Origin of the sequence: Sphingobium indicum BiD32 (assembly GCF_000382885.1) — a bacterium.
Classification (GTDB): domain Bacteria; phylum Pseudomonadota; class Alphaproteobacteria; order Sphingomonadales; family Sphingomonadaceae; genus Sphingobium; species Sphingobium japonicum_C.
In genome coordinates this window covers 1-21,681 of the sequence record NZ_CAVK010000037.1, presented here as the reverse complement: position 1 = coordinate 21,681, position 21,681 = coordinate 1, and the positions used below count along the sequence as shown (strand labels likewise).

Genomic DNA, 21,681 nt, shown 5'->3' with positions numbered 1-21,681 from the left:
CTTCACGACAGCGTCCGCAGGCGTGCCGACCGCGCCACCACCCGCATCGTCGAAAGCAAGGCGGTGCGGGTCGAGGCGCGCAGCGACAATCCGGAACGGTTGTCGCTGGTCGTGCCTGGCGACGATCGCCCGATTGCGCCGACAAACTGGTCGTTCGGCCAGCTCGCTAGCCTGGTTGGCGCACCCGCGTCCTATCTGCGCACATTGCCCGCCGCGCTGGCCGGTATCAACATGCAGCACGGACTGCTTTCCCATCGCGGTGAGCAGGTCAAACTGCTCCAGACCGACGATGGCCGCACCGAATTGCGCGCAATAACTGGGTGCGAATATGGTCGTATCTGGGATCACGAACTGGTCAGCGCGGTGATGCGGATCGCCGGGAACGGCGTTGGTGACACGCGCTGGAAGGTTCCGGGCGTGCTCGACTGGGGCAGCATGGTCTACAACCCGCATGTCGATGTCAGCATGGAGACGACTACGCTCTACGCCTCCGATCGCGATGTCTTCCTGTTCCTGGTTGACGACACCCATCCGATCGAAGCAGGCAAGCTTCCCAATGGCGAGCCCGATCTGTACTTCCGTGGCTTCTACTGCTGGAACTCAGAAGTCGGCTCCAAGTCTCTGGGAATCGCGACATTTTATCTGCGCGCGGTGTGTATGAACAGGAACCTTTGGGGCGTCGAGAATTTCGAGGAGATCAACATCCGCCATTCGAAATTCGCGGCCAACCGTTTTGCCCATGAAGCCGCGCCCGCGCTTGAGCATTTTGCCGACTCCTCTCCGCAAAGCTTCATCCACGGGATCAAACAAGCCCGCGAGCGGATCGTCGCCCGCAAGGATGATGACCGCGAGGATTTCCTGCGCAAGCGCGGGTTCTCCAAGGCCGAGACCTCGAAGATCATCACGGCGGTGCTGGTCGAGGAAGGCCATCCGCCCGAAAGTCTCTATGATTTTGTGCAGGGCATCACCGCCCATGCCCGCACCAAGACCAACCAGGACACCAGGCTCGAGCTTGAAGGCAAGGCCCGCAAGCTGCTTGAAAAGGTGAACTGAGCCTGCTGATCCGTGCCGGTTAGCCTTCCACAAACAGGCTGATCGGCACGGATGCCATTCCCGTCCGGAAGGAGATTACCGTGGAAATCGGGCGCTATCTGGTGCTCGGCACCGTGCATGTGTCGATGAAGACTGCCGAACTGCTCGACGGCTGGGCATTACTTGAACCATCGAGCCGTCCCCTTGCCGTCGCTTCCACCCACTATGGCTGGTTCATTCCGACCCGTGAGGCCGAGAAGCCGGATCGGGAACAGATACCCAGTGAGGTGCTTGCCGCGATGCGGGTAGGACGCGAGCAGGGCTGCGACTATCTGCTGTTCGATTGCGATGCTGGCGAAACCGACGGCCTGGTCGTCTTTCCCTGGTAGTCTGAGAGACTTTTCGACCGTTGCAGGTCAGGCATCGGCAGCGCATCCTGCCGACATTTTCAGTTTGCCCGGGCTGCGCTCAGTTGTTCCAGCCGATCGGCAGCAGTTTCGGCAACGCGCGCCCTTATGGCCAAACCCTCCTTGGTCAGGACTTGGGCGAGATCGCGGACCATCACGATCAGTTCGTCCGTCGGAAGCCCGCCATTGAGCTGCTCCAGCAGTTCCTGCTCTTCGCTGTCGAGTTCCCGCATGGCGCATCCCATCGTTGTAACCGGCGAACGATGCAATTGGGCAATTGCTGCTGCTCGCATTGCGGGCAGATCCGAGTCGCTCGGCCGGATCATCATAGCAGGGCGCGCCGCCCTGATAACCCCAGTGCCGAAATCCTGATCCCGCCCCCAGGATCGATCGCCCAAAAGGAAAGGGGGATCGCGGTGGGTGCCCTGAATAGTGGGGCTCAGATGGAGGACGCGATGAAAATTGAGCTGCGCCGTATCAACCACAACGCCAAATTGTCCGAAGAGACCAGCGCCTATTCCGCAGAGATATGGATAGACGGCGAGCGCGCTTTCGACGCGCGTAATCAGGGGCAGGGCGGCTGCGATCTCTACCGTCAGCTTGGACGATGGACTGAAGCCGAGGTCAACACCTGGCTCAAGGCCAACCGCCCGATCCGCCCTTTCCAGGGGCTGACCCTTGAGCATGATCTCGAAGCCGAAGTCGGCGATCTGCTGGCGCAGGAGCTCGAATATCGCAGATTAAAGCGATTGCTGCGTACCAATCTCATCACGATCGAACGCGGCCAGATATTTCAATACCCGTTGCGCAAACGCCCGCTCGGTCTCGTGGTGAGGGCGGTCACCGCCACCAACCGCCAAGCCGTCATCGTCAATGGCGGCGATGACGATGTCATCCAGCAGGCCCTCGCAATCCTCCTGGCCGCCCACTGAACCGGGACCTCGCAAGGGAGAAGCGCGGATGAACATCCCTTTGTCATTCGCGTGGCCACCCGCCGGTGCAGACCCTGACGTGGCAATCGACGATCTGGTTCTGGACGCGGCCCAGGGCGGCGCCTGGTTCGCTTTCAACCTGTCGGGCGGCAAGGATTCCACCGCCTGTGCTCATGCCGCAAATGCCTTGCTGGACAGTCTGGGACATCCTCGTGTGCGGCGTATCGCCATTCATGCCGATCTCGGCCGCGCTGAATGGCGCTCCACGCCTGAGATCGTCGCGGCAGTCGCCGAACGCCTCGGCCTGCCGCTCGTCATCGTGCGCCGCAGTGCCGGCGACATGGTCGCCCGCTGGGAACAGCGCTTCGCCAATGGATGCCGCCGATACGAAGATCTCGAACTCTACCATTTGATCGGCCCCTGGTCCTCTGCCAGCCTCCGGTTCTGCACCTCCGAACTCAAGGCCCAGGTCATCGGTCCCGACCTTGCGCGCCGCTACCGGGGTGAAACCATCGTCTCGGTGATGGGCCTGCGCCGGGCCGAAAGCGCCGCGCGTCGTGATACGCCCATATCCCGCCTCGACGCGCGCTTCGCGAAGCCGGCAAACAGGGCAGGGACACGGATGATCAGCTGGTATCCGCTTGTCGACTGGTCGGAGCAGCAGGTTTTTGCCTGCCACGACCGGCATGGCCTGCCGCTCCATGAAGCTTATCGCTGCCATGGCTCCACGAGGTTGTCTTGCGCCTTTTGCGTGTTGGCGTCAGGGCATGACCTCGCCGCCGCGACCCGCGCCGCCGGAAATCTTGATCTCTACCGCCACCTGGTCGCTATGGAGGCGTCCTCGACCTTCTCGTTCCAGCCGGGACGGTGGCTGGCCGACGTGGCTCCGCATCTGCTTGCCCCTACACTGGCCCATGAAATCGCCATAGCCAAGCATCATGCCGTAGAGCGCCGTGCAATCGAAGCGGCCATGCCAGCGGCACTGCGGTTCGTGAAAGGCTGGCCGCCGCGATTGCCCACCGTGGTTGAGGCTCGGCAGATTGCCGATGCACGCGTACTATTGCTGGAGTGCCATGGCCTTGAAAACCGATTTCCTGATGCCAGCGCCATCCGGCGGCGTTTCGCCGATCTCCTCGACGCAAAGGTCAGTCGGTCAAATGCCGGGATGCAGTGAGGGAAGGGGGCTGGGTGGAAGCGGCGTGCGGAATTGGCTGCATCGCCACCCTGGAGCGCGTCCATGTCCCTTCCTGCCACCATCCATACGTCCGTCGGTCAGTCGATGATCAGCCGCGTGACGAGATTCTATAACAACTCTGCTAGTGACGCCCGGATCGAGCTCCTCCAGAACTGCCGCCGGGCTGGTGCGACCCGTGTCGATATCGACAGCTTCGAGCTGTCCGACCGGCCTGTCCTGGTCATCCGCGACAATGGCAGCGGCATCGACGATCCGGCCAAACTCGTGACCCTCGGAGACTCCGGCTGGAACGATGAGATCGCGAACCGCGAAGATCCCGCCGGCATGGGCGTGTTCAGTCTTGCCGGTCACCGGGTCGAGGTCCGCTCCTTCTCGCCGGTCGCCAATCAGGGCTGGAGTGTCGTCATTGCCGCAGATGCATGGGAAAGCAGTGCACCGCTTCTAATTGAGCCTTATGCCATCAATTGCGGTACCGAAATCCTGATCGATATGCCTTCAGGCTGGGGCGATACGCTTGCAGCCGCTGCAAAGAAGGCAGCTACCTGTTATCCGCTCCAGGTGTTCTTTCAGAGCGAACATTGCGCGCGAACTGACTTCCTCGCCGAAGCCAGCCGCGTCGAAACCTGGAATGGCTGCCGGATCGGCGTCTTGCGCGGCCGGAATTACCGCTCCTCCGCCGAGGAGACGGTCAATTTTCATGGGCTCACTGTCGCCTGCCCGATGCCCAGCGTCAGTGAGATCGGCGGGGACCAGTGCTGGCATGTCCGGGTTGATATTGTCGATGCACCCGCGTTGCAGCTTGTCCTGCCGGCCCGCAAGGAGATGGTGCAAAATGCTGCCTTGGCGAACCTGCGCGAAGCCGCCGAGGCCGTCATCTACCGGACCATCGCCACCACCGGCAGCCACCGCCTTGCCCGTGAACTGTGGCAGCGCGCCCAAGCGTTGGGCGTGATCCTGCCGGAAGCGGCGCCCTGGCTCTCAGGGTGGCTGCCGCGTACGGCCGATGGCGATGGTATCGTTCTGGGAGAACGGGTCGCTGGCATTCCCATGGTGCTGGTGCCGAACGAGGAACCGTATATCGAGCAATGTGCTGGCCGTGTCCTGTGCGAGGCGATGCCGCTGGGCGGCGTGCTGGTCCGCGAAATCGCCGGGTTCGAAGGCTATGACTGGTATGATGCACTGGCCCGGGTTTCCGAACTGTCATTCCGTGTCGAAAGCGATGCCGGTGTCCACTCCTATAGTAGCGATACGGTCCTGCCCGAGGGCATTGAAACCGGCCGTGTCGCGCGCATCCTGCTCGATGTTGCGGTCAAGTCATCGCGCGGGGCCACTGGCGAGGATGATCGCCACAGCTTGCCCACCGATGTTCTGATCGCGCCCGACGAAGGCTGGTATGCCGACCTTGACCAGACGACCATCCTGCTCACCAGCGATAGCACCATCAAGCCGCACGAGCTGGCATCGCTGATAGAGGATGCGTGCTTTTGTCCGAGCGAAGACTCCGGCGACGATAGCTGGGACACCCAGCACAGCTATTTCGAGAAGCGCGCCCGGCATGTCGCCAATGACCTGCTGCTGGGGGAGGATGCGGCGATCCTCGAGCGTATCCGTGATGTCCTTCGTGACGAGGTGAACTGGCTGATCCCCGAAGGGAGGCGTGTGGCGATTGTCGCTGGCCGGGGTGAAGTGACGCTTTCCTATGCCGCCGACGAGATGACGAGCGAGCCCGCGTGAAGTCCAGCCTTTTTGCTGACGTCTTGCACCACAAGGAGTCACCCTGTGCGCCGAACCTCTCTTCACATCTACTCGACCGAGCATCTTCCGGCGGACGAGCGCGATGCCATTGACCGTCTGATCGCCGACGCGTCCCGTAACGCAGGAGGTCGTCTCATCGTGCAGCATCTCGACCTGCTGATCGAACCCTACCAGTTCGGGTTCTTTGTCCATACCGGCCTGGTGGAGGATGATCCCGAGCGCCCGGAGAGCGTATCGCCCGAACTATGGGAAATCCTCCGCGCGGCAGCCGCAGCTTCCGCAGCGTGGGTCCTGTTTGATCGCGATGAACCCGTGACGTCTGGCCTGCCGGTATTTTGACTGCACCGTACCCGTCCCTGACGATCGCCGCGCCGGGCCGGTTCCGGCGACCTTGATGTTCTGGATCAATTCCAAATCTGGAGAAACACCATGTCCGATGCGGAGCCTTTGCCGCTGCTGTCGCCACGACGCGGGCGACTGGCAGGGTGGGAGCATAGCTATAGGGTTGCCGTGCAGCGCCGAACAGCAACCGGCAGAGAGCAGTTCATTCTGCGCACCGGTGATCCGCTGCAGCCCTACCGCGTTACCAGCCGGCTTCCCGCATGCCCCGAGCAAATCCTTGCACTGGTTGCCTGAACCGGGCGCTCGCAGGTGTGAATTTAGGGGCCGTCTTCATTGCTCTGCCGCACCCTCCGGCGGGCTGACTAAACGAGGGATCAACAATCATGCCTGACCATTGCCTCCGTGCGCCCGCGCATGGACCCGATCAGCCTGCGCCCGTGATTGTCGCATGGGGAGCGGGTGTCGATTCGACTGCCATGATCATCGAAATGGCCGCGCGCCGCGACCGCGTTGACATGGTGCTGATCGCCGACATGCCGGAGCGTTCGCAGACGCGGTCGTTCGTCCCGATATTCCGGGACTGGATGGACGGGCATGGCATCCCGAACGAGGTCGTCCGCTATCAGCCCAAACGCTTCAAACATTGGCCGCCTTACGCGGATCTGCTCGAAAACTGCCTGACCAACGCTACGTTGCCATCGATCGCCTTCGGCAAATCCGCCTGCAGCGCGAAATGGAAAGTGGCCCCGCAGGATGCCTGGACGAAGGCCTGGCCCCCGGCGCAACAGGCCTGGGCGCAGGGCCAGAAGGTCGTCCGTTTGATCGGCTTCGACTGCGGTCCCCGCGACAGTCAGCGCTTCGCCCATGCCGAGGGGATCGACAGCGCGCTGTTCGAATATCGCTATCCCTTGCGCGAATGGGGATGGGACCGCGAAACGTGCAAGAGCCGCATCCGGCGCGAGGGGCTTCCGGTTCCGGTCGCAAGCTCCTGCTTCTTCTGTACGGGAATGAAGCCCGACGAGGTTCGCGAGCTGCCGCGTAGCTATCTGCGTCTCATCGTCTTGATGGAAGCGCGCGCGGCCCCGCGGCTTCGCACTGTCGAAGGTCTGTGGCGCAAAAGCACCAAGGGGCTTCGCGGGCGCGAGGCCCGGCCCGGCTCGATGACGGAATTTATTCGCATTGAGGGTCTGCTCCCATCCGGCGAGATCGACGATATCATCGCTCATGCGCCTGCCGACCTCATATCGTTTCAGGACGCTGCGGCGCTGGTGCCGCTGGCGGAACGCACGCCACTGCGAACCTGGATCGACCGCTTCAATGCGGCGGCTGATCGCCTCGGGGCCTGACATGGTTGCCGGACGGCGACCTGGCCATTCTGGCCTCAATCCGCCTTGACGAGCTTGGTTATTCGGCTTGTCGATGACCTTGCCGCCCATCGGGTCCGCTCGCGACGATGCCGGATGTGCTTCTGATCGACATTCCGTCGGGCTATGCGTCACCGAGCCTTCCGCTTGGGCGCTTTTATCCCGTCATTATCGAGACAGACGCGGAATATCTGGAAATGGAAGCCTTCCTTGATCGGGATCGACCCCTGCTGGTTGCCCCTGATTTGCTCGACCGCCGCGCGTCGGGGTTGCGGGGTGACGATATCGTGTTTGCGCGATACGCGCCGTCCGCCCCGGGTTGGCCCTGCCTGCTGCTATGTCGCTGGCCGGTCGATTATGCGGCGCTGGTGCCACAAAATGACGACTATTTTGCGCGCGGCGCCTACACCTGCGAGGTCTTCGAGACGATCGATGAACTGGCCGATGCTGAGGCCCGCTTGCTTGGAGTCCTTGGATCGCATCGCCCGGTGCGGTTGGCGGCGCTGCCGGAGATCATGGGGACTGCCTGATCGATCTCCTGTCAGTCGCGATACCCAGATCCGCTGGTTTTCGCCACGGTTGCACAATCTCAACCTTTGACTTATATAGAGGGCACTACTCCCCCGGCTGGCTCAGGCCGCCGGGCGCACGGCGGGCGAAAGCCCGCCGTTGCTCTTTCTGGATAGCGCCGTCTTGGAAACTCACGTCTATATCGACGGCTTCAACCTCTATTACGGCCTCTTGCGTGGTACGCCCCACAAGTGGCTTGATCTTGAGCGCTTCTGCGACCAGCTTCTACCGAAGAACGATGTGCGCAAAATCTACTATTTCACCGCCAAGGTGGATGCCCGGCCGCACGATCCCGACCAGCCGACCCGTCAGCTCGCCTACCTCCATGCGCTCGAAACCTTGCCGCGGGTCGAAGTTCATCTCGGCACCTTCATGAGCTCGGTCGTCAGCCAGGTGGTGGTTGACACTGATCCGGCAACCGGCCGCTATCTTCGTGCGGGTGGCAAGCCCGTGATCAAGACCGATGCTGCCGGCACACCGGTCAAGGCCTGGACCTTCAAATCTGAAGAGAAGGGCTCGGACGTCAATCTCGCGGCCTATCTGCTGCGTGATGCCTATCAGGAAAACTGCGCCTGCGCCGTCATCATCTCCAACGATTCCGATCTGCTGACGCCGATTCGCATGGCCAAGGCCGATTGCGGCATGACCATCGGCCTGGTGCCGCCACGCCCCAAAGGCAGCGTCGAACTCAAGCGCCTCGCCGATTTCAAGATCGAACCGCGTGTCCATCTGCTCGCCAGTTCCCAATTGCCGCCGACCCTGCAGACGTCCCAGGGAATGGTCCACAAGTCTGCTAACTGGTGACCTGACTTCCTCCATTGACCGTGGGCATCATCGCGAACGGCCTTGAACATCGCGCGGCGCCGCCCGAGAGGGAGGGTCATGGTCACACTACGAGTCGCCCCCTATTCCAGACGCATGCCGTCGTTTCGCTTACGACCCGCCCGTGAATGGAGCCTTTGATGGCGACGCAGGGTAACAATGCCTATCGCCGCATGTCGGGACGACTCAGCCTGAATGGCCGCAGCGCTATGCTCGAGTCCGCCGAGGAGAAGCTGATCTACCTCACGGCGTCCGACGATTTGTCTGATTTCGACGGCCACGACGTCGTCGTCGAAGGCGAACTCTCCGGGACCGATCGCTTGTCGCTGACCTGGATCGGTCTCGCCGCAGCCTGAGATTGGCCTTCATCGGCACCCCAGACCAGATCTGTCTTAAAAGGTGAATGCGACTCGTTTCGCAGATGACTCGTCGTGTCGCTAGCAGGTGATGCCACCGCGCTGAGAACGCCACCACTTCCTGTCCGGCACCACTACCTCATCATCATTCAGTTGGCATTTCGTCTGATCCGGTATGCGCGGTCGCAGGCTTGTTATTCGCGCTGTGGTCGCACTGGATTGCAGGTTGGTGACGTGGATTGAGGGGTAAGGCGGCTGCCCGCTTCGCGGGCACCGGGCTAACGGGCTGCGCCTCGAGCCCCGCTGCGCGGGTCTCGCTCCCTTGCGGGACTTATATCCCTGCCGTGGTGCGAGGCGATGCGTCGCGTTTTCATTGAGAACTTGATGGAAGGGCTCGACCGGAATGCGCGGGGTGGGGAAGGGGGCGTGTGGGGCATTTCATAGGCGCCTATGTGCGCGGTGGTAGCCCGGCGGAAGTGCTGGTGGTGAGGTGGGCGTTACGATCCCGTGCATCGACCCGGCGGCGAGGTCGGGTCTCAGAGAAGAGGGGGGTTGAAGAGGGTGTCGCGAAGAAAATGGTTTCGAGAACGACATCTTGAAGGAGTTAAGATCATGAACATTGGTGAAATCCGGAATGTGAACGGCCGTCTGACCGGCTCGATTGCCACCCGCACCATCGACCTGCCGCGCATCGGTCTGCGCAAGGTTGAAAGCCAGAGTGACCGCGCGCCCGTCTATGAGATCCTCGCGCTCAATGTCGCCCGGCGCTGGGTCCAGATCGGTGCGCTGTGGGAGGCATTCTCGAAGAAGACCGGCGAAGCCTTCCTCGCGGGATCGGTCGATGATCCGGGTCTGCCCGAGCCGCTGCCCGTCGCGATGTTCCCGACCGAGGATGGCGGATTCACCATCGCCTGGCGGCGTGAGACGGTGCGGGCCGAGTTCGGTGGCGGCTTTGGCACGTCGCAACGTTCCTACGACCAGCGGTCGGAGGGAGGCTTCGGCGAAAGCACGGCCGGAACCGATGGCGCGCTGATGGGGGCGGGCGCAGGTGCCGACGATGGTGAGGACCTGCCGTTCTGACCTGAGCGGCATCTCACGAAGGGCCGGGGGTGCATCAGTGCCTCCGGCCCTTTTCGTTTTCCCCTTTGTCCGCATCCATCGAACAGGAGTTCACCATCATGGCAAGCAACTCAGCCACCCGCCGCGTCAGCAGTTTCACAGACCTCAAAGCCATCTATGCCGAGATGACCGCCACCCCTGAATTTCAGGCGGCGTTCGGTGATCCGCTAGGTCTTTCCATCGTTGAACCGGGCGAACAACCTGGCGAATATGAGATGCCCGAACCCTTCGCAGCCCAGGCCGAATGCGGCGGTATTATCGCCACCATCTTCGACCTGTTCTCTGGCACGAGGCTGGAACCGCTGGCAGCCGAGATCGCCTGGGGCTTCGTCAACAGCTTCCATTTCATCGCCGGTAAGCTCGAACGGCGGGAGGATTCGCTGGCCGCAGAAGTCGGCGAGCTGGCGCGCAATCCCGACATGAGCGAGATCTACAACAACGAGCTGGAGGAGAAGCAGTTGCTCTGTCAGTCGACTGCCGAACAGCGCGGTGCCATCGAATGCATGCGTGACTATGCTGCGGAAATGTACCGGGCGCAGTCGGGATGGCCATGGTCGCCCGCACGGGGCAGCAAGGCATCGTCAGCCTCCACAGCCAGCCAGATTGCCGCGCTCGATTTTCTGCGGGCGCGGGAACTGGCAACCCGTGAGAAGCATTTGCCGCGCGGGCCAATCGTGGTGTTCTCGGGGCCTGCCGTGTGGCACGACTGGGAAGCGCTCTGGGCCAAGCTTGACGAGATCAAGCTTCGCGTGCCGCACATGACGCTGGTGACGACCGGGCAGCGCAAGGGTGCTGATGCGATCGCCGCGGCCTGGGCGGCGCGGAGCGAAAACAGTGTGCCGCTCGTCGCCTACGGGCTTTACGGCAATGGCCGCAAGGCTCCCTTCACCCGCAACCGCAAGCTCGCCGAATTGAAGCCGGTGGAAGCATTGCTGTGCGAAGGTTCGGGGCTTCAGGCCAATCTCTATCAGGTGCTGCATCAGGCGGGCATTCCGATCCATGCCTTTCGGAAGTCGGATCAGGTTGCGGATACCAGTGTGCAGCGGATGCGGGCCTGAGCATTGGCTGATCAGGGCAGGGCGGGCTTTGCCCGCTCTGCCACTGGCCGATCGGTCGGGGGGCCATGACGACGGCGATGGCGTGACTCTTTGAGATGTCTTGGTGCGTGATTTTCGGGCTGGACGCTAACCTGCGTGCCAGCCCATTTTTATGCCACGGGGCAGCAGCATCTCTTCCATGCTGCCGCGGATCGGGGCTGTCGGCAGGAATGATCGTCGCTCGTTCGAGGGGCCGATTGAGGCTGCAGCGCCCTGCCAACAGGGCCAACACGGGCATCGAGCCCGTGCCGTCCCTCAGGTGCGTGGGGCGAGGGTGGTGTATAATGTACTCTACAACAAGTCCAAGTGTGGCACGGGGTCAGCACCGGCCTCAAGGACGACGGGGCCCCACCATTTTCTTTGGCGGGCGGGCCTCAGTGCTCTTCCTTCAGCCTCGTGCAGCGCCAAAGAAAATCGTTTCCCCCATCGCCGCTGCGCGGTCGCTTCGCGATCCTTGACCCCGGTGCTCACAGCCCGTGCCTTTGAAAATGCCTCTTTCAACTGAATATCAAGGAGGCAGACATGACCAGGACAACCCGCACGATCCGTGACTTCGCCGAAATCGCCGAACTCATCGCCGCCGAGACCATGGCGACCACTGACAGCTTCAGCGCCGCATTCGAGACAGGGCTGGAGACCAGCCGCATCGGGTTCGGTGAGGAGGAACTCAGCGCCGACATGCCCGATGCCACAGAAGCCCAGCTCGCTACCGAGATGCTGGTGCGCACGATGTTCGATGTGCTGCGCGATACCCGGATGGAGAGCGTGGCGGCACGCCTTGCCTGGGGGATTGTTCACAGCTTCCACAAGGTCGCGGGCCAGCTCGAGGGGGAAGCCGACCGGGCGGGACTCAAGATCAAGGAACTGGTACATGGCGCGGACGGCAGCGAGATAATGACGGCCGAACTGGAGGAAGCCCAACTGCTCTGTCAGTCCCTCGATGAAGCGCGGGAAGCGGTCGCCTGCATGCGGGACTATGCGGCGGCTACCTATCTCGCGGAGACCGGGCGGCCATGGTCGAGCCCGAAGGGATCGCTGGTCTCCTCCAAGCGGACCGCCTCGGTGATTGCCGCAACCGACTTCCTTGCGGCACGTAAGATACGCCGGGCCGAAGCGCACAGCCCGCAGGGGCCGGTGGTGATCTTCTCGGGGGGGCAGGTGTGGGAGGACCATGCGCTGCTGACGGAAACGCTCGATGGAGTGAAGGCGCGCATTCCGGGAATGGTGCTGGCGACAACCGCGCAGGACAAGGGGTGCGACGCGATCGCGGCAGCATGGGCGGCGCGGTCGGGGACGATGCTCATCGCCTTCACGCTCGACCGGAGACTGGGCAAGCGGGCAGGGTTTGCGCGGAACGAACAATTGCTGGGATTGCGCCCGGTCGAAGCGATCGTGTGCGAAGGGTCGGGGCTTCAGTCCCACCTTGCCCGCGAGGTGAGGGCGAAGGGGGTGCCTGCTCATTTCTTCGCCCTGAAGAACCAGCGGACAGCGCGCGCGGCGGCATGAGGGAAGCGTGTGGGATCGGTCGGGCATTACGCTCGGCCGGTTCCCTTTTTTGCTGGCGTTGAGGTCGCCCCCGCTCGGGAGCCCGGACCTTTGGCCCGGGTCCGTCGCGGAAGCGATGCGAAGCCGCAAGAGCGGCTCCGGCCTCCTGCGCGTGGCTACGCCATGCTCGTCGCTGGGACCCGCTTCGCGGGAGGTTTATGATGGTCGGTGCTTTCGGGCAGGGCTTTGAGTGCGGCGATGGAGGCTGCGCCGCCGACCCGAATTGTATGGGTCAGAATATCGCGAAATTCGCGTTCTGTGAGCGTTTCCACGCCAAGCTCGGGTACGATCGCGGCATATTTGCCGCGCAGTGCGTGGCGGGTCTTTTCCACCTCTTCGACCATCTTGCGCTGGCGCGCTTCGAGGTCGGCGAGGCGTTCTCTGTCGGTCATCTTGGGCATGTCCATCGTCCTTTGGGATGGTCTGCCCGCCGTCCCCAATATCGGAGGATATGGCACAGTAGGCAATCCCTGATCAGGGGCAAAATTCAGGAGGGACCATGACGTCGTTGGAGGCCGCTTTGCTGCGCCGGGATGATCTTGTCGGCGTGCCGCCGGCGGGAAGAACAGAACCTTCCCCGTGCCGGGAAAGGGCCGCGCCCCTTCCGGTGCGAGGCTACGCAGCGAGCATGTCGCTGCGAGAAAAGGACGCACGGCCGTGGCCGTATTGTAATGCACCGTACGCACGGGTGCTGCGTCCTTCGACAGGCTCAGGATGATCGGAAAATCAATGAGTTACTGGTGGTTCACGCTGGGTGCCATGGCACCCGCCGGACACGGGTTCTGGCACCCATGTCACCCCGCGCCACAATGATCCCGGGCAAATCGGCAGTTTTCTGCGCCTTTGTAGCGGGTGCCATGGCGGACATCTGATTTTCTTGAGTTTTGTCGGGCTTTGCGCTATCAGGGCGATGCTTCATGACATTCTGTCGCCGGGCTCCGCATCGGAGCGACGGCATGCACAGAATATCTGTCCGGGTGGACGACACCCTTTATCTGCGCCTCCGGTGTCGTGCTCACGGCGCCAACCTCTCGTTGTCGGACTTTGTTCGTCAGATCCTGGTGCAGGCCGCCGATCCGCGCGGGCGCTATATCTATTCCTCGCAGGATGAGCTGCTCGCCACCTGCATCCAGATCCTGACGATCCTCGCCACCTCCATCGGAGCGCGGTCCCCCGAAATTCTTGAGCGCGGGATGCAGGATGCCCGCACCCTCCTGCACGAACGCGGCCTGCTCGATCAGGAGCAGGACCGGTGAGCGCCGAGATCGAACATAGCCCGGAACAGAGCATCGACGCCGATCCGGAACAGGAGCGCGCCGCCGTCTGTCCACCCGCCATGACCTGGTGGGCCATCGGCTTCCTGCCGCTGCTCTGTCTGGGGGCGAGGAGACCTGCTCCCTCATTCGCCAAAGTCAGGTCCGCCACAGACACGGAGGAAGGGCAATGAGCATATTCCGCAACGACACGCTGGGGAGCTGGACACGCGGTGGTCAGTCGATCGTCCACAATGTCCGCATGACCACCCAAGTCTTCTTCCAGACCGTCACTGCCTGCCTGGTGCTATGGGTGTTCGGCATCATCTGGTATGCACTCGAAAAGTCGACCGCCTATGAACGCTTCGTTCTTACCAAGCTGGTGGAAGCAAGCTTCAAGGCGAGTGCCGCCCCCGGGACCAACGATCCGGTGCTGTTCCATACCCCGGCGGGGCAGCAATACTGGACCTCGGCCGACTGGCTGCTGGCATCGGTGCTTGCCAAGAAGACCCTCCACAGTTTCGAGCTCTACCTGATCCATGGAGCGCTGCTTTCGGGCGTGTTCGCGCTCCTGGCACTTGCCGTTGCCTGGTTCTCGTTCACCCGGACGGGACGCGGGCTCGGCTCCAACGAATATATCCGCGGTGCGCGTTTCGGCAGTGTCTGGCAGGTCAAGCGGGCGCTGTGGCAGCAAAAGAAGGGAAGCTTCGCGATTGGCGGGGTTCCCGTGCCCGATGCCTTCGAGCCCGAGCATATCCTGCTCTGCGGTGCTCCCGGCACCGGCAAGACCAACCTCATCGTCAAAATGCTCGAGGGCATCCGCAAAGAGGGCAAGCGGGCGATCGTCTATGATACCGCCGGCACCTTCGTCGAGAAATTCTACCGCCCCGGCAAGGACTTGATTCTCAACCCGCTCGATATGCGAACCGCCAAATGGTCGCCTTGGGGAGATGTCCCCCGCGACTATCACTACGATCAGATCGCGGAATCGACCATCCCCGACAAGGCGGGCGATCCCTTCTGGGCAAAAGCTGCGCGCGGCACTCTGGTCGCGGTGTTGCGCAAGCTTGCCCGAGAGGGCGAGATGCTGGTCTCGGTCCTGCTCGACCGGCTGCTGCGCTCCAAGCTGAAGGACCTTGCCGCCTTTGCTGCGGGTACTGACGCTGCGGCCTTCATCAGCCTGGAAGGGGAGCGGACGTCGGCAGGTATTCAGGCCGAACTCGCCTCGGTAATGCGCAGCTTCTCCTATCTCGACGATACCCGCAAAGGTCTCTCGATCCGCGAATGGGTGCAGAACGAGGAAGGCGACAACTGGCTGTTCATCACCGTCAAGGCCGACCAGTTGCCCTCGCTACGTCCCCTGATCACGGTGTGGCTCGACATCGCGATCTCGGCGATCATGAGTCTCTCGCCCGACCGCAAGCGGCGGCTCTATTGCGTCATCGACGAACTGCCGACCTTGCAGAAACTGCCCTCGCTCTCGGACTTCCTCGCCCGCGCCCGTAAGTATGGCGGCTGCGGCATCTTGGGGTTCCAGTCCTACCCGCAATTGGAAGCGACCTACGGTATCCAGGATGCCGCCGCCATCACCGGCTATTGCTCGACCTGGGTCGCTTTGCGCGCGAACGATACCCCGACCGCCAAGCATGTTTCGGAAAATCTGGGTCAGGTCGAACAGGTCGAAGCCAATGAGGGCATGAGCTACGGCGTCAACGACATGCGCGACGGCGTCAACCTCTCGCGTATGCAGGTCACGCGGCCCCTCGTCATGCACACCGAGGTCACCAACCTTCCCAATCTTTCGGGCTATTTGCGGTTCGGGCGCAACCTGCCGGTGGTGCGGTTCGATGACCGGTTCAATACGGTGGCGACGATCGCCGAGGGGTTCATCGAGCGCACCACACCGCCGCTGCGCGATACCGACGGCAAGGTCATCATCGCGGAGATCCATGCCGACGCCGATGCGCGGCAGGCGGCGGAGCAACCACGCACCGACGCGAAGGTGGATCGGCGTGTCGCCAAACCCGCCCCCCAGCCCGATCTGTTCGCGCAGCGATCTGAAGGGGATGCGACGGCCGCGCCTGCCCCTAACCCTAACCCTAACCCTAACCCTAACCCGGAATCGCCATCGCGGGAACCAGTGCCCGACGCGCCGGCAGAGCGCGATACGGTGCGGCAGGATTTCACTCTGGCGCCGAGAAGGGGACGGCAGCGCATCGAGATCGATGTCTATGACCGGGAGAACGGACCAGCGAAGAAGGCGCGTCCGGCGTGATCCATCCCCGGCGTCTCAAGGGAACGTCCGCCAATATCGCCCGCTATTATACGGTTGGCGATTATTATACCAAGGGCGGCGAGGAACCCAGTGAATGGGGCGGCAGGCTTGCCCCGGAGCTGGGCCTTACCGGCAAGGTCGATCCTGCCGTGTTCCAGGAATTACTGGCAGGCCAAGTCGCAGGCCAGCAACTCGGCCGTCATCGTGCTAATGGCGAGATTGAACACCATCCCGGATGGGATTTTGCCGTGAACGCGCCAAAATCGGTGTCGATCATGGCGCTGGTGGCGGGTGATGACCGGATTATCGCATCCCATGAGCAGGCCGTCACCACGGCGCTGTCCTATCTCGAGGAACATGCCGCGCTGCGTCACCGTATGGGTGGCGAGATCGTCCATGAAACCACCGGGCGACTCTTGTTCGCGCGCTTTACTGAACACGCTAGCCGCGAACTCGATCCCCACCTCCACACCCACGTCGTCGTTCTCAACATGACCAACCGCGAGGAGGGTGCGCCCATGGCCAGCCTCGAAAGCCGGGCGATGTACGCCGAGCAGATGGTAGCGGGGCAGGTCTACCGCAATGAGCTCGCCCATGGTTTGCGCGAACGGGGCTTCGAGATCGCGTTCGACCCGCGCAAGGGGCTGTTCGAGATCACCGGCGTGCCCAAGGATTTTATCAAGGAAACGTCGCAGCGCGCTGAACAGATCAATGCCCATGCCAGCGAACACGGGCTGACCGGTCAGGCGGCACGGCGAGCGTCCTTCTATCAGACGAGAGGCCCCAAGGCGAAGATCGGGCTTGAGGCACTGCGCGAACAATGGACCCAGCGTGCCAAGCCTTATGCTGAAGAGATCGCTCAGGTCAGCGAGAAGGCCGCCGAGCGGGCAGGGCAGGGGATTGATCCCGCCCCCCATACGGTAAGCCGCGCCGCGCTGTTCGGCATCCGGCAGGCGGAAACCCGCGAGGCGGTAACCAACCTTGGCACGCTCTATCGCCATGCGCTCGCGAGCCATGTCGGAGAAGTGCGTCTCTCCGATATTCGCCCGCTGATTGCCGGGCATGAAGACCGCCGTAAGCTGCTCGCCACCCACACGCAGACCGGTGATCAGACATTGACCCGGGGAAGGACGACCCGGCGCAGCGTTCGGCTCGAACAGGCGCTGTCGCGGCATCTGGCCTTGGCGCTGGATGATGCGCAGCCGATCGCGTCATCGGCCCGGTTGCTGACCGTGCTAGAACGGGCGGGGCTGACCCCGGCACAGGAACAGGCATTGGTCCAGATTGCGACATCGCGCGACCGGGTGACAGGGCTTCACGGTGTTGCCGGTGCGGGTAAGTCGATGCTGGTGCGCAGCCTCACCGAGGCCGCCGAGCCGGGCACGCGATTCATTGCACTCGCGCCGACTTCGTCCGCCGCCGCCAATCTTGGCCAGAGCGCCGGGATCGAGGCGCGGACTGTCGCCAGCTTGCTCGCGGGTGGCGGCCACGGGATCACCGACACCCATGTCCTGGTGCTTGATGAGGCCGGGCAGCTGGGCAACCGGCAGGCGCTGCGCATGCTCGAGATCAGCCGCATGACCGGCGCGCGGCTGATCCTGCTGGGCGACAACAAGCAGACCGGCGCGATCGAGCAGGGCAAGCCGTTCTGGCTGCTCCAGAAGCTTGGGCTCCCCACCGCCCAGCTCACCGAATCTATGCGCCAGGAAACTCGGGGGATGAAGGCGGCGGTCACCCAGGCCCGAGCTGGGGACTATGCCGGATCGCTCGCCCGGCTCGACAAAGTGGTGAGCGGCGGCGATGCGGAAAGCCTCGCCACAGGGCTGGTCGCCGAATGGACCCGGCTGAAGCCTGAGACCCGTGCCACGACCAACATCCTCGTGCTCGAGAATGCGACAAGGCACATCGTCAATACAAAAATCCGCGAAACCCTAAAATCCGAAAGCGCGATTGCCGCCGAGGATACCCGTCTCGAGGTGCTGACCCCCTCGGGTATGTCATCCCAGGAGAAGCATTTTGCCCGCTTCTACACCGGCGGGCAGGTGGTCACGTTCGTGCGCGATGTGACCGCCGCCGGGATCGCCCGCGATGCAGAATACCGCGTGGTCGGCATCGGGCGAGAAGCCAATGGTCGGCAGGTCGTGCGCCTCGCCGACGAGCATGGCCGGATCGTCCGCTGGGATCCGAGGCTGGGGGCCGCGCGCCAGATCAATGTGTTCAACCGTGAAGAACGTGATCTGGCTGAGGGCGACCGCATCCAGTGGCGGCTCGCCGACAAGGGGCTGGACCTGAAGAACGCCGAGCGGGGGACGGTCGAGAAGCTGGACGGTACGCTTGCTACAATCCGCTGGGATCGGGGCGAGCGGGTGCAGACCATCGATCTTGGCGAGCACAAGACCTGGGATCATGGCTATGCCGAGACGGTCTATTCGGCGCAGTCGAAAACATATGCGCGGGTCTATGTGCTGGCTCCAGTGGGCTCGCCTCTGGTCAACGGCCAGAACTACTACACCGCGATCACCCGCGCCCGCCTCGGTGTGAAGTTGTGGACCGAGGACGAGAAACGTCTGGTCGAGAAGCTCGAACAACGCTCGGGTGAGAAAACCTCCGCGCTTGAGGGAATGGGGCGGCTGCAGGCAGATTCTGCCCGTGCCTATGCCGAGCGTCATGCCGCACCGCTGGCGCAGGCACGGGACGAGCAGCAAGCCTCGCGTCAGGAGCGGCGCGACGGGGCGCTGGTGAAACAGCTCGACCGGAACCGCGCGCCCGAAGGCATTGGCGAGCGACTTGCCGATGGCGCGCGCGGTATTGCCGATATTCTGGACCGTATACTTCAATCAGCGCTTGACCGCCGATCCGGTCCCGAACCCGACCGCAGCTTAAAGCCCGGACCCGAGGCCCAGCCGGCCCAGCAGCAAAGTCCGCAGCCGCATCAGGGCGAACCCGTTCATGGCGTCGAACGCTGATCAAATAAATGACCACCACAGCAAAAGGAAACCAGTATGACTTGTGACATCCGCTTTGCAGTCCCCGCCAGAGCGTATGACAGTGTTGTCCCGCTTATCTTCGCCATACTGTGCCTTCTTGAGGCGGCACCAGCGAATGCGCGGGATACCGGCCATGGGGAAGCGCGTGTGGCGCAGTGTATTCGTGATGCCGCGGGGGGCAGGCCATGGCTTGAGCGGACGCTCTGGGGCTTGCGCGATCAGGAGGGAGGCTGGATTGGGGCCGAGGTCCGTAACACCAACGGCTCCCATGATCTTGGCCCGCTGCAGGTCAACAGCTGGTGGGTTCCCAGGATCGCTGCTCTCGTGGGTCGTTCGGCGGCCGATGTGCGCGCCTGGCTCCAGTCCGATCCGTGCTTCAACGTCGGTGCCGCGCGCTGGATATTCCTGTCGGCGTTGCAGGTAACCCGCGACTATTGGGGAGCTGTCGGCGTCTATCACAGCCCGACGCGATGGCGGCAACGGCGCTATGCTTGGAGTGTCGCGCGCCATATGCGGCGACGGTTCGGGGGCGATGCTTTTTCAGTGCTCGGACCGACGCTCAATGCGGTACAGGTTGGAGGCGGGAACAACGATGCAGCTCAAGCCACAACGCCGTCGGTCAGAATGTATGGTTTTGGCATTCTAGAAGAGCCATCGATTTGAGCGCGCTTTTTTGCGCTGGCCATATGACGAAACTGCGATGGCTACTGCCTTCAACGAACTGCCGCCGCGAGATCCAGAGCTTCGCGCTCTGGTCTTTCATCGAATGCCGACTGATGCCCGCGGCCGAGAAAAATGTGAACTCGTCCTCGGGCTATTAGGCCAATTCCAGTCAACTGTCGTCACCTTGCCGGGGACGTGAGAAATCCGGTAGCAAATGTCATAAGCGACGGAATGAGAGGGCTGGAGCGCACGGCCAACTGATCGCATTGAGGTTGAGCCATGGAACTTTCTGAAGCCACTCCTGTCGCCGAACCCCGTTTGACCACCGAGCTGTGCGATCGGGTCGGGATATTGACGCTCTCAAGGCCCGAGAAGCGCAATGCGCTCGATATCGCCGCACGACAAGCAATCGCCCAGGCCCTAAGCGCATGGGCTGACGACGACCGCGTCCACGCCGTAGTGATTACGGGTGGCGACAAGGTCTTCGCCGCTGGCGCCGATCTCAACCTACTATCCGGTAAGGGCGCTCAAGCGATGGCCGATGTCGACCTTCCGCAATATTGGCGGTCCGTCACGGGCTTTCCGAAGCCGCTCATCGCGGCCGTCGCCGGTGTGGCGCTCGGAGCGGGGTGCGAGCTTGCTATGATGTGCGATATCGTCGTCGCAGACCGGTCCGCCCGCTTTGGCCAACCTGAAATTGCGGTCGGCATCATGCCCGGGGCCGGAGGTACGCAACGGCTGGTCCGGGTCGTTGGCGCGAAGGTCGCCAGCTTGATGCTCCTGACTGCCGAACCTCTCGACGCAGAACGCGCTTTTGCATGCGGGCTGGTCAGCACACTGACGGACGAGGGCAGGGCTTTCGAACGGGCGTTCGACATTGCCAAACGGATCGCGCAAATGCCGCCAAAGGCCGTGCGGGCGATCAGGCGGGTCCTAGCGTCGGGTGCCGACCTGCCGCTCGATGCAGCGCTGGCGCTCGAATATCGTGAATTCCTGCTGTTGTTCGACACGGCCGACAAGACTGAAGGCGTGCGGGCCTTTCTTGATCGGCGCAGCCCCGTCTTCGAGGGACGATGAACATGACGGCTATGCAGCGAATTGGCCTCGTCGGCGGTGGCGCTATGGGGCGTGGAATAGCTCAGCTTTTTGCCGGCGCTGGGCACGATGTCGCTATCTTCGACGCGCAGTCGGGCGCGGCTGACGCCGCGCGCGACTTCGTTGGTTCGATGTTTGCTCGCGCCGCAGACAAGGAGAAGATGACGCGGGAGGACGCGACAAGCGCACTTTCGCGGATCATTGCATGTCAAACGATCGCGGACATGGCCCAGTGCGATATCGTGATTGAAGCGATCGTCGAGCAAATGGCCGCGAAACAGCAACTATTTCGCGAACTCGAGGCGGTCGTGGCTGACGGGGCGATCCTCGCCACCAACACATCCTCCCTGATCATTTCCGAAATCGCCGCTGGGTGTCGACGGCCGGAACGCGTGGCGGGGCTGCATTTCTTCAATCCGGTCCCCCTTATGAGGGTTGCGGAGGTGATCGCGGCGGTTCGCACCGCGCCCGATGTCCTCGCGACGCTTCGCGCGGTCGTTGAAGGGGCAGGACACCGGGCCGTCTCCGCGTTAGACCAGCCTGGCTTCCTCGTAAACCACGCCGGCCGGGGCCTCTACACCGAGGGTCTCGCAATCCTAGAAGAGCAGGTTGCACCGCATGACGTGATTGATCGCGTGCTGCGTGAGGCTGCCGGGTTTCGCATGGGGCCTTTTGAACTGTTCGATCTCACTGGCCTCGATGTTTCTGGCAAAGTTCTCGAAAGCATCTTCGCGCAGTTTCAGCAGGACCCGCGTTTTCGACCGTCAGCACTGCTTCCACCCCGCATCGCCGCAGGGCTTTTTGGACGTAAAACGGGCGAGGGTTGGTATCGCTACAATGACGATGCACCAGCGCCCGCTTCGCCCGCTTCG

22 protein-coding genes are annotated in these 21,681 nt (G+C 62.7%); 20 read left to right on the top strand and 2 right to left on the bottom strand.

Annotated elements, in window-relative coordinates:
* Both EBBID32_RS03465 and EBBID32_RS03460 read left to right on the top strand, forming a co-directional pair.
* Positions 1-1,053, top strand: a 1,053-nt coding sequence (locus EBBID32_RS03465; RefSeq protein WP_051093263.1) for a hypothetical protein, incomplete at its 5' end; no start/stop codon positions are given.
* An 80-nt stretch (positions 1,054-1,133) separates the two neighbouring features.
* Positions 1,134-1,421 carry a hypothetical protein gene (locus EBBID32_RS03460; RefSeq protein WP_006950786.1) on the top strand — a complete coding sequence of 96 codons (288 nt, stop codon included), beginning with the start codon at positions 1,134-1,136 and terminating at the stop codon, positions 1,419-1,421.
* 59 nt (positions 1,422-1,480) lie between these two features.
* Here EBBID32_RS03460 and EBBID32_RS03455 read toward each other — a convergent pair whose 3' ends face one another.
* Positions 1,481-1,672, bottom strand: a complete 192-nt coding sequence (locus EBBID32_RS03455; protein ID WP_006950785.1) for a hypothetical protein — start codon at positions 1,670-1,672, stop codon at positions 1,481-1,483.
* Between the two features lie 222 nt (positions 1,673-1,894).
* Between EBBID32_RS03455 and EBBID32_RS03450 the strand changes: the two genes are divergently transcribed.
* The 11 genes from EBBID32_RS03450 (at position 1,895) to EBBID32_RS03400 (ending at position 12,497) form a co-directional block, all read left to right on the top strand.
* Positions 1,895-2,371 carry a hypothetical protein gene (locus EBBID32_RS03450; protein ID WP_006950784.1) on the top strand — a complete coding sequence of 159 codons (477 nt, stop codon included), beginning with the start codon at positions 1,895-1,897 and terminating at the stop codon, positions 2,369-2,371.
* A gap of 28 nt (positions 2,372-2,399) precedes the next feature.
* A complete protein-coding gene (locus EBBID32_RS03445) occupies positions 2,400-3,545 on the top strand; it encodes a phosphoadenosine phosphosulfate reductase domain-containing protein (protein WP_006950783.1) in 1,146 nt (381 codons plus the stop codon).
* A 63-nt stretch (positions 3,546-3,608) separates the two neighbouring features.
* Entirely contained in the window at positions 3,609-5,300 is a 1,692-nt protein-coding gene (locus EBBID32_RS03440) for an ATP-binding protein (protein WP_006950782.1), read from the top strand.
* A gap of 45 nt (positions 5,301-5,345) precedes the next feature.
* On the top strand, positions 5,346-5,660 hold the full coding sequence (locus tag EBBID32_RS03435) for a hypothetical protein (RefSeq protein ID WP_051093262.1): 315 nt from the start codon (positions 5,346-5,348) through the stop codon (positions 5,658-5,660).
* A 386-nt stretch (positions 5,661-6,046) separates the two neighbouring features.
* The gene (locus EBBID32_RS03430) at positions 6,047-7,009 is read left to right on the top strand and encodes a hypothetical protein (protein ID WP_006950780.1); all 963 of its coding nucleotides are present in this window, start codon (positions 6,047-6,049) and stop codon (positions 7,007-7,009) included.
* 107 nt (positions 7,010-7,116) lie between these two features.
* Positions 7,117-7,557: a hypothetical protein gene (locus tag EBBID32_RS03425; protein ID WP_006950779.1), complete on the top strand. Its 441-nt coding sequence runs from the start codon at positions 7,117-7,119 to the stop codon at positions 7,555-7,557.
* Positions 7,558-7,720: 163 nt separating this feature from the next.
* Entirely contained in the window at positions 7,721-8,401 is a 681-nt protein-coding gene (locus EBBID32_RS03420; RefSeq protein ID WP_006950778.1) for an NYN domain-containing protein, read from the top strand.
* A gap of 158 nt (positions 8,402-8,559) precedes the next feature.
* Positions 8,560-8,775: a DUF5818 domain-containing protein gene (locus EBBID32_RS03415; protein WP_006950777.1), complete on the top strand. Its 216-nt coding sequence runs from the start codon at positions 8,560-8,562 to the stop codon at positions 8,773-8,775.
* 612 nt (positions 8,776-9,387) lie between these two features.
* Positions 9,388-9,855: a DUF736 domain-containing protein gene (locus EBBID32_RS03410; RefSeq protein ID WP_006950774.1), complete on the top strand. Its 468-nt coding sequence runs from the start codon at positions 9,388-9,390 to the stop codon at positions 9,853-9,855.
* A gap of 98 nt (positions 9,856-9,953) precedes the next feature.
* Positions 9,954-10,952 carry an SLOG family protein gene (locus EBBID32_RS03405; RefSeq protein ID WP_006950773.1) on the top strand — a complete coding sequence of 333 codons (999 nt, stop codon included), beginning with the start codon at positions 9,954-9,956 and terminating at the stop codon, positions 10,950-10,952.
* 561 nt (positions 10,953-11,513) lie between these two features.
* Positions 11,514-12,497, top strand: coding sequence for a DUF2493 domain-containing protein (locus tag EBBID32_RS03400; RefSeq protein WP_006950769.1), 984 nt, complete (start codon positions 11,514-11,516; stop codon positions 12,495-12,497).
* Positions 12,498-12,652: 155 nt separating this feature from the next.
* Here EBBID32_RS03400 and EBBID32_RS03395 read toward each other — a convergent pair whose 3' ends face one another.
* Positions 12,653-12,928: a hypothetical protein gene (locus EBBID32_RS03395; RefSeq protein WP_231382092.1), complete on the bottom strand. Its 276-nt coding sequence runs from the start codon at positions 12,926-12,928 to the stop codon at positions 12,653-12,655.
* Between the two features lie 564 nt (positions 12,929-13,492).
* Between EBBID32_RS03395 and EBBID32_RS03390 the strand changes: the two genes are divergently transcribed.
* The 7 genes from EBBID32_RS03390 to EBBID32_RS03360 all read left to right on the top strand — a co-directional run.
* A complete protein-coding gene (locus tag EBBID32_RS03390) occupies positions 13,493-13,792 on the top strand; it encodes a hypothetical protein (RefSeq protein ID WP_037488542.1) in 300 nt (99 codons plus the stop codon).
* Positions 13,789-13,983: a hypothetical protein gene (locus EBBID32_RS03385; RefSeq protein WP_006950765.1), complete on the top strand. Its 195-nt coding sequence runs from the start codon at positions 13,789-13,791 to the stop codon at positions 13,981-13,983. The genes EBBID32_RS03390 and EBBID32_RS03385 overlap by 4 nt, the downstream gene beginning before the upstream one ends.
* Positions 13,980-16,064, top strand: a complete 2,085-nt coding sequence (locus EBBID32_RS03380) for a type IV secretion system DNA-binding domain-containing protein (protein WP_006950764.1) — start codon at positions 13,980-13,982, stop codon at positions 16,062-16,064. Before EBBID32_RS03385 ends, EBBID32_RS03380 begins: the two co-directional genes overlap by 4 nt.
* Complete coding sequence (mobF, locus tag EBBID32_RS03375) at positions 16,061-19,030, top strand: MobF family relaxase (RefSeq protein WP_006950760.1); 2,970 nt, start codon at positions 16,061-16,063, stop codon at positions 19,028-19,030. Before EBBID32_RS03380 ends, mobF begins: the two co-directional genes overlap by 4 nt.
* A 168-nt stretch (positions 19,031-19,198) precedes the next feature.
* Positions 19,199-19,714 (top strand): lytic transglycosylase domain-containing protein, encoded by a 516-nt coding sequence (locus tag EBBID32_RS24745; RefSeq protein WP_331271095.1) that lies wholly within the window; start codon positions 19,199-19,201, stop codon positions 19,712-19,714.
* A 279-nt stretch (positions 19,715-19,993) separates the two neighbouring features.
* On the top strand, positions 19,994-20,791 hold the full coding sequence (locus EBBID32_RS03365) for an enoyl-CoA hydratase-related protein (RefSeq protein WP_006950756.1): 798 nt from the start codon (positions 19,994-19,996) through the stop codon (positions 20,789-20,791).
* A partial coding sequence (locus EBBID32_RS03360; RefSeq protein WP_231382090.1) for a 3-hydroxyacyl-CoA dehydrogenase NAD-binding domain-containing protein occupies positions 20,788-21,681 on the top strand: 894 nt, incomplete at its 3' end. The genes EBBID32_RS03365 and EBBID32_RS03360, both read left to right, overlap by 4 nt.

Excerpts from the sequence above, each read along its gene's own strand:
- EBBID32_RS03455 (WP_006950785.1), bottom strand. The coding sequence starts at position 1,672 with ATGCGGGAACTCGACAGCGAAGAGCAGGAACTGCTGGAGCAGCTCAAT.
- EBBID32_RS03450 (WP_006950784.1), top strand. The coding sequence starts at position 1,895 with ATGAAAATTGAGCTGCGCCGTATCAACCACAACGCCAAATTGTCCGAA.
- EBBID32_RS03445 (WP_006950783.1), top strand. The coding sequence starts at position 2,400 with ATGAACATCCCTTTGTCATTCGCGTGGCCACCCGCCGGTGCAGACCCT.
- EBBID32_RS03440 (WP_006950782.1), top strand. The coding sequence starts at position 3,609 with ATGTCCCTTCCTGCCACCATCCATACGTCCGTCGGTCAGTCGATGATC.
- EBBID32_RS03430 (WP_006950780.1), top strand. The coding sequence starts at position 6,047 with ATGCCTGACCATTGCCTCCGTGCGCCCGCGCATGGACCCGATCAGCCT.
- EBBID32_RS03425 (WP_006950779.1), top strand. The coding sequence starts at position 7,117 with ATGCCGGATGTGCTTCTGATCGACATTCCGTCGGGCTATGCGTCACCG.
- EBBID32_RS03415 (WP_006950777.1), top strand. The coding sequence starts at position 8,560 with ATGGCGACGCAGGGTAACAATGCCTATCGCCGCATGTCGGGACGACTC.
- EBBID32_RS03410 (WP_006950774.1), top strand. The coding sequence starts at position 9,388 with ATGAACATTGGTGAAATCCGGAATGTGAACGGCCGTCTGACCGGCTCG.
- EBBID32_RS03405 (WP_006950773.1), top strand. The coding sequence starts at position 9,954 with ATGGCAAGCAACTCAGCCACCCGCCGCGTCAGCAGTTTCACAGACCTC.
- EBBID32_RS03400 (WP_006950769.1), top strand. The coding sequence starts at position 11,514 with ATGACCAGGACAACCCGCACGATCCGTGACTTCGCCGAAATCGCCGAA.
- EBBID32_RS03395 (WP_231382092.1), bottom strand. The coding sequence starts at position 12,928 with ATGACCGACAGAGAACGCCTCGCCGACCTCGAAGCGCGCCAGCGCAAG.
- EBBID32_RS03390 (WP_037488542.1), top strand. The coding sequence starts at position 13,493 with ATGCACAGAATATCTGTCCGGGTGGACGACACCCTTTATCTGCGCCTC.
- EBBID32_RS03380 (WP_006950764.1), top strand. The coding sequence starts at position 13,980 with ATGAGCATATTCCGCAACGACACGCTGGGGAGCTGGACACGCGGTGGT.
- EBBID32_RS03365 (WP_006950756.1), top strand. The coding sequence starts at position 19,994 with ATGGAACTTTCTGAAGCCACTCCTGTCGCCGAACCCCGTTTGACCACC.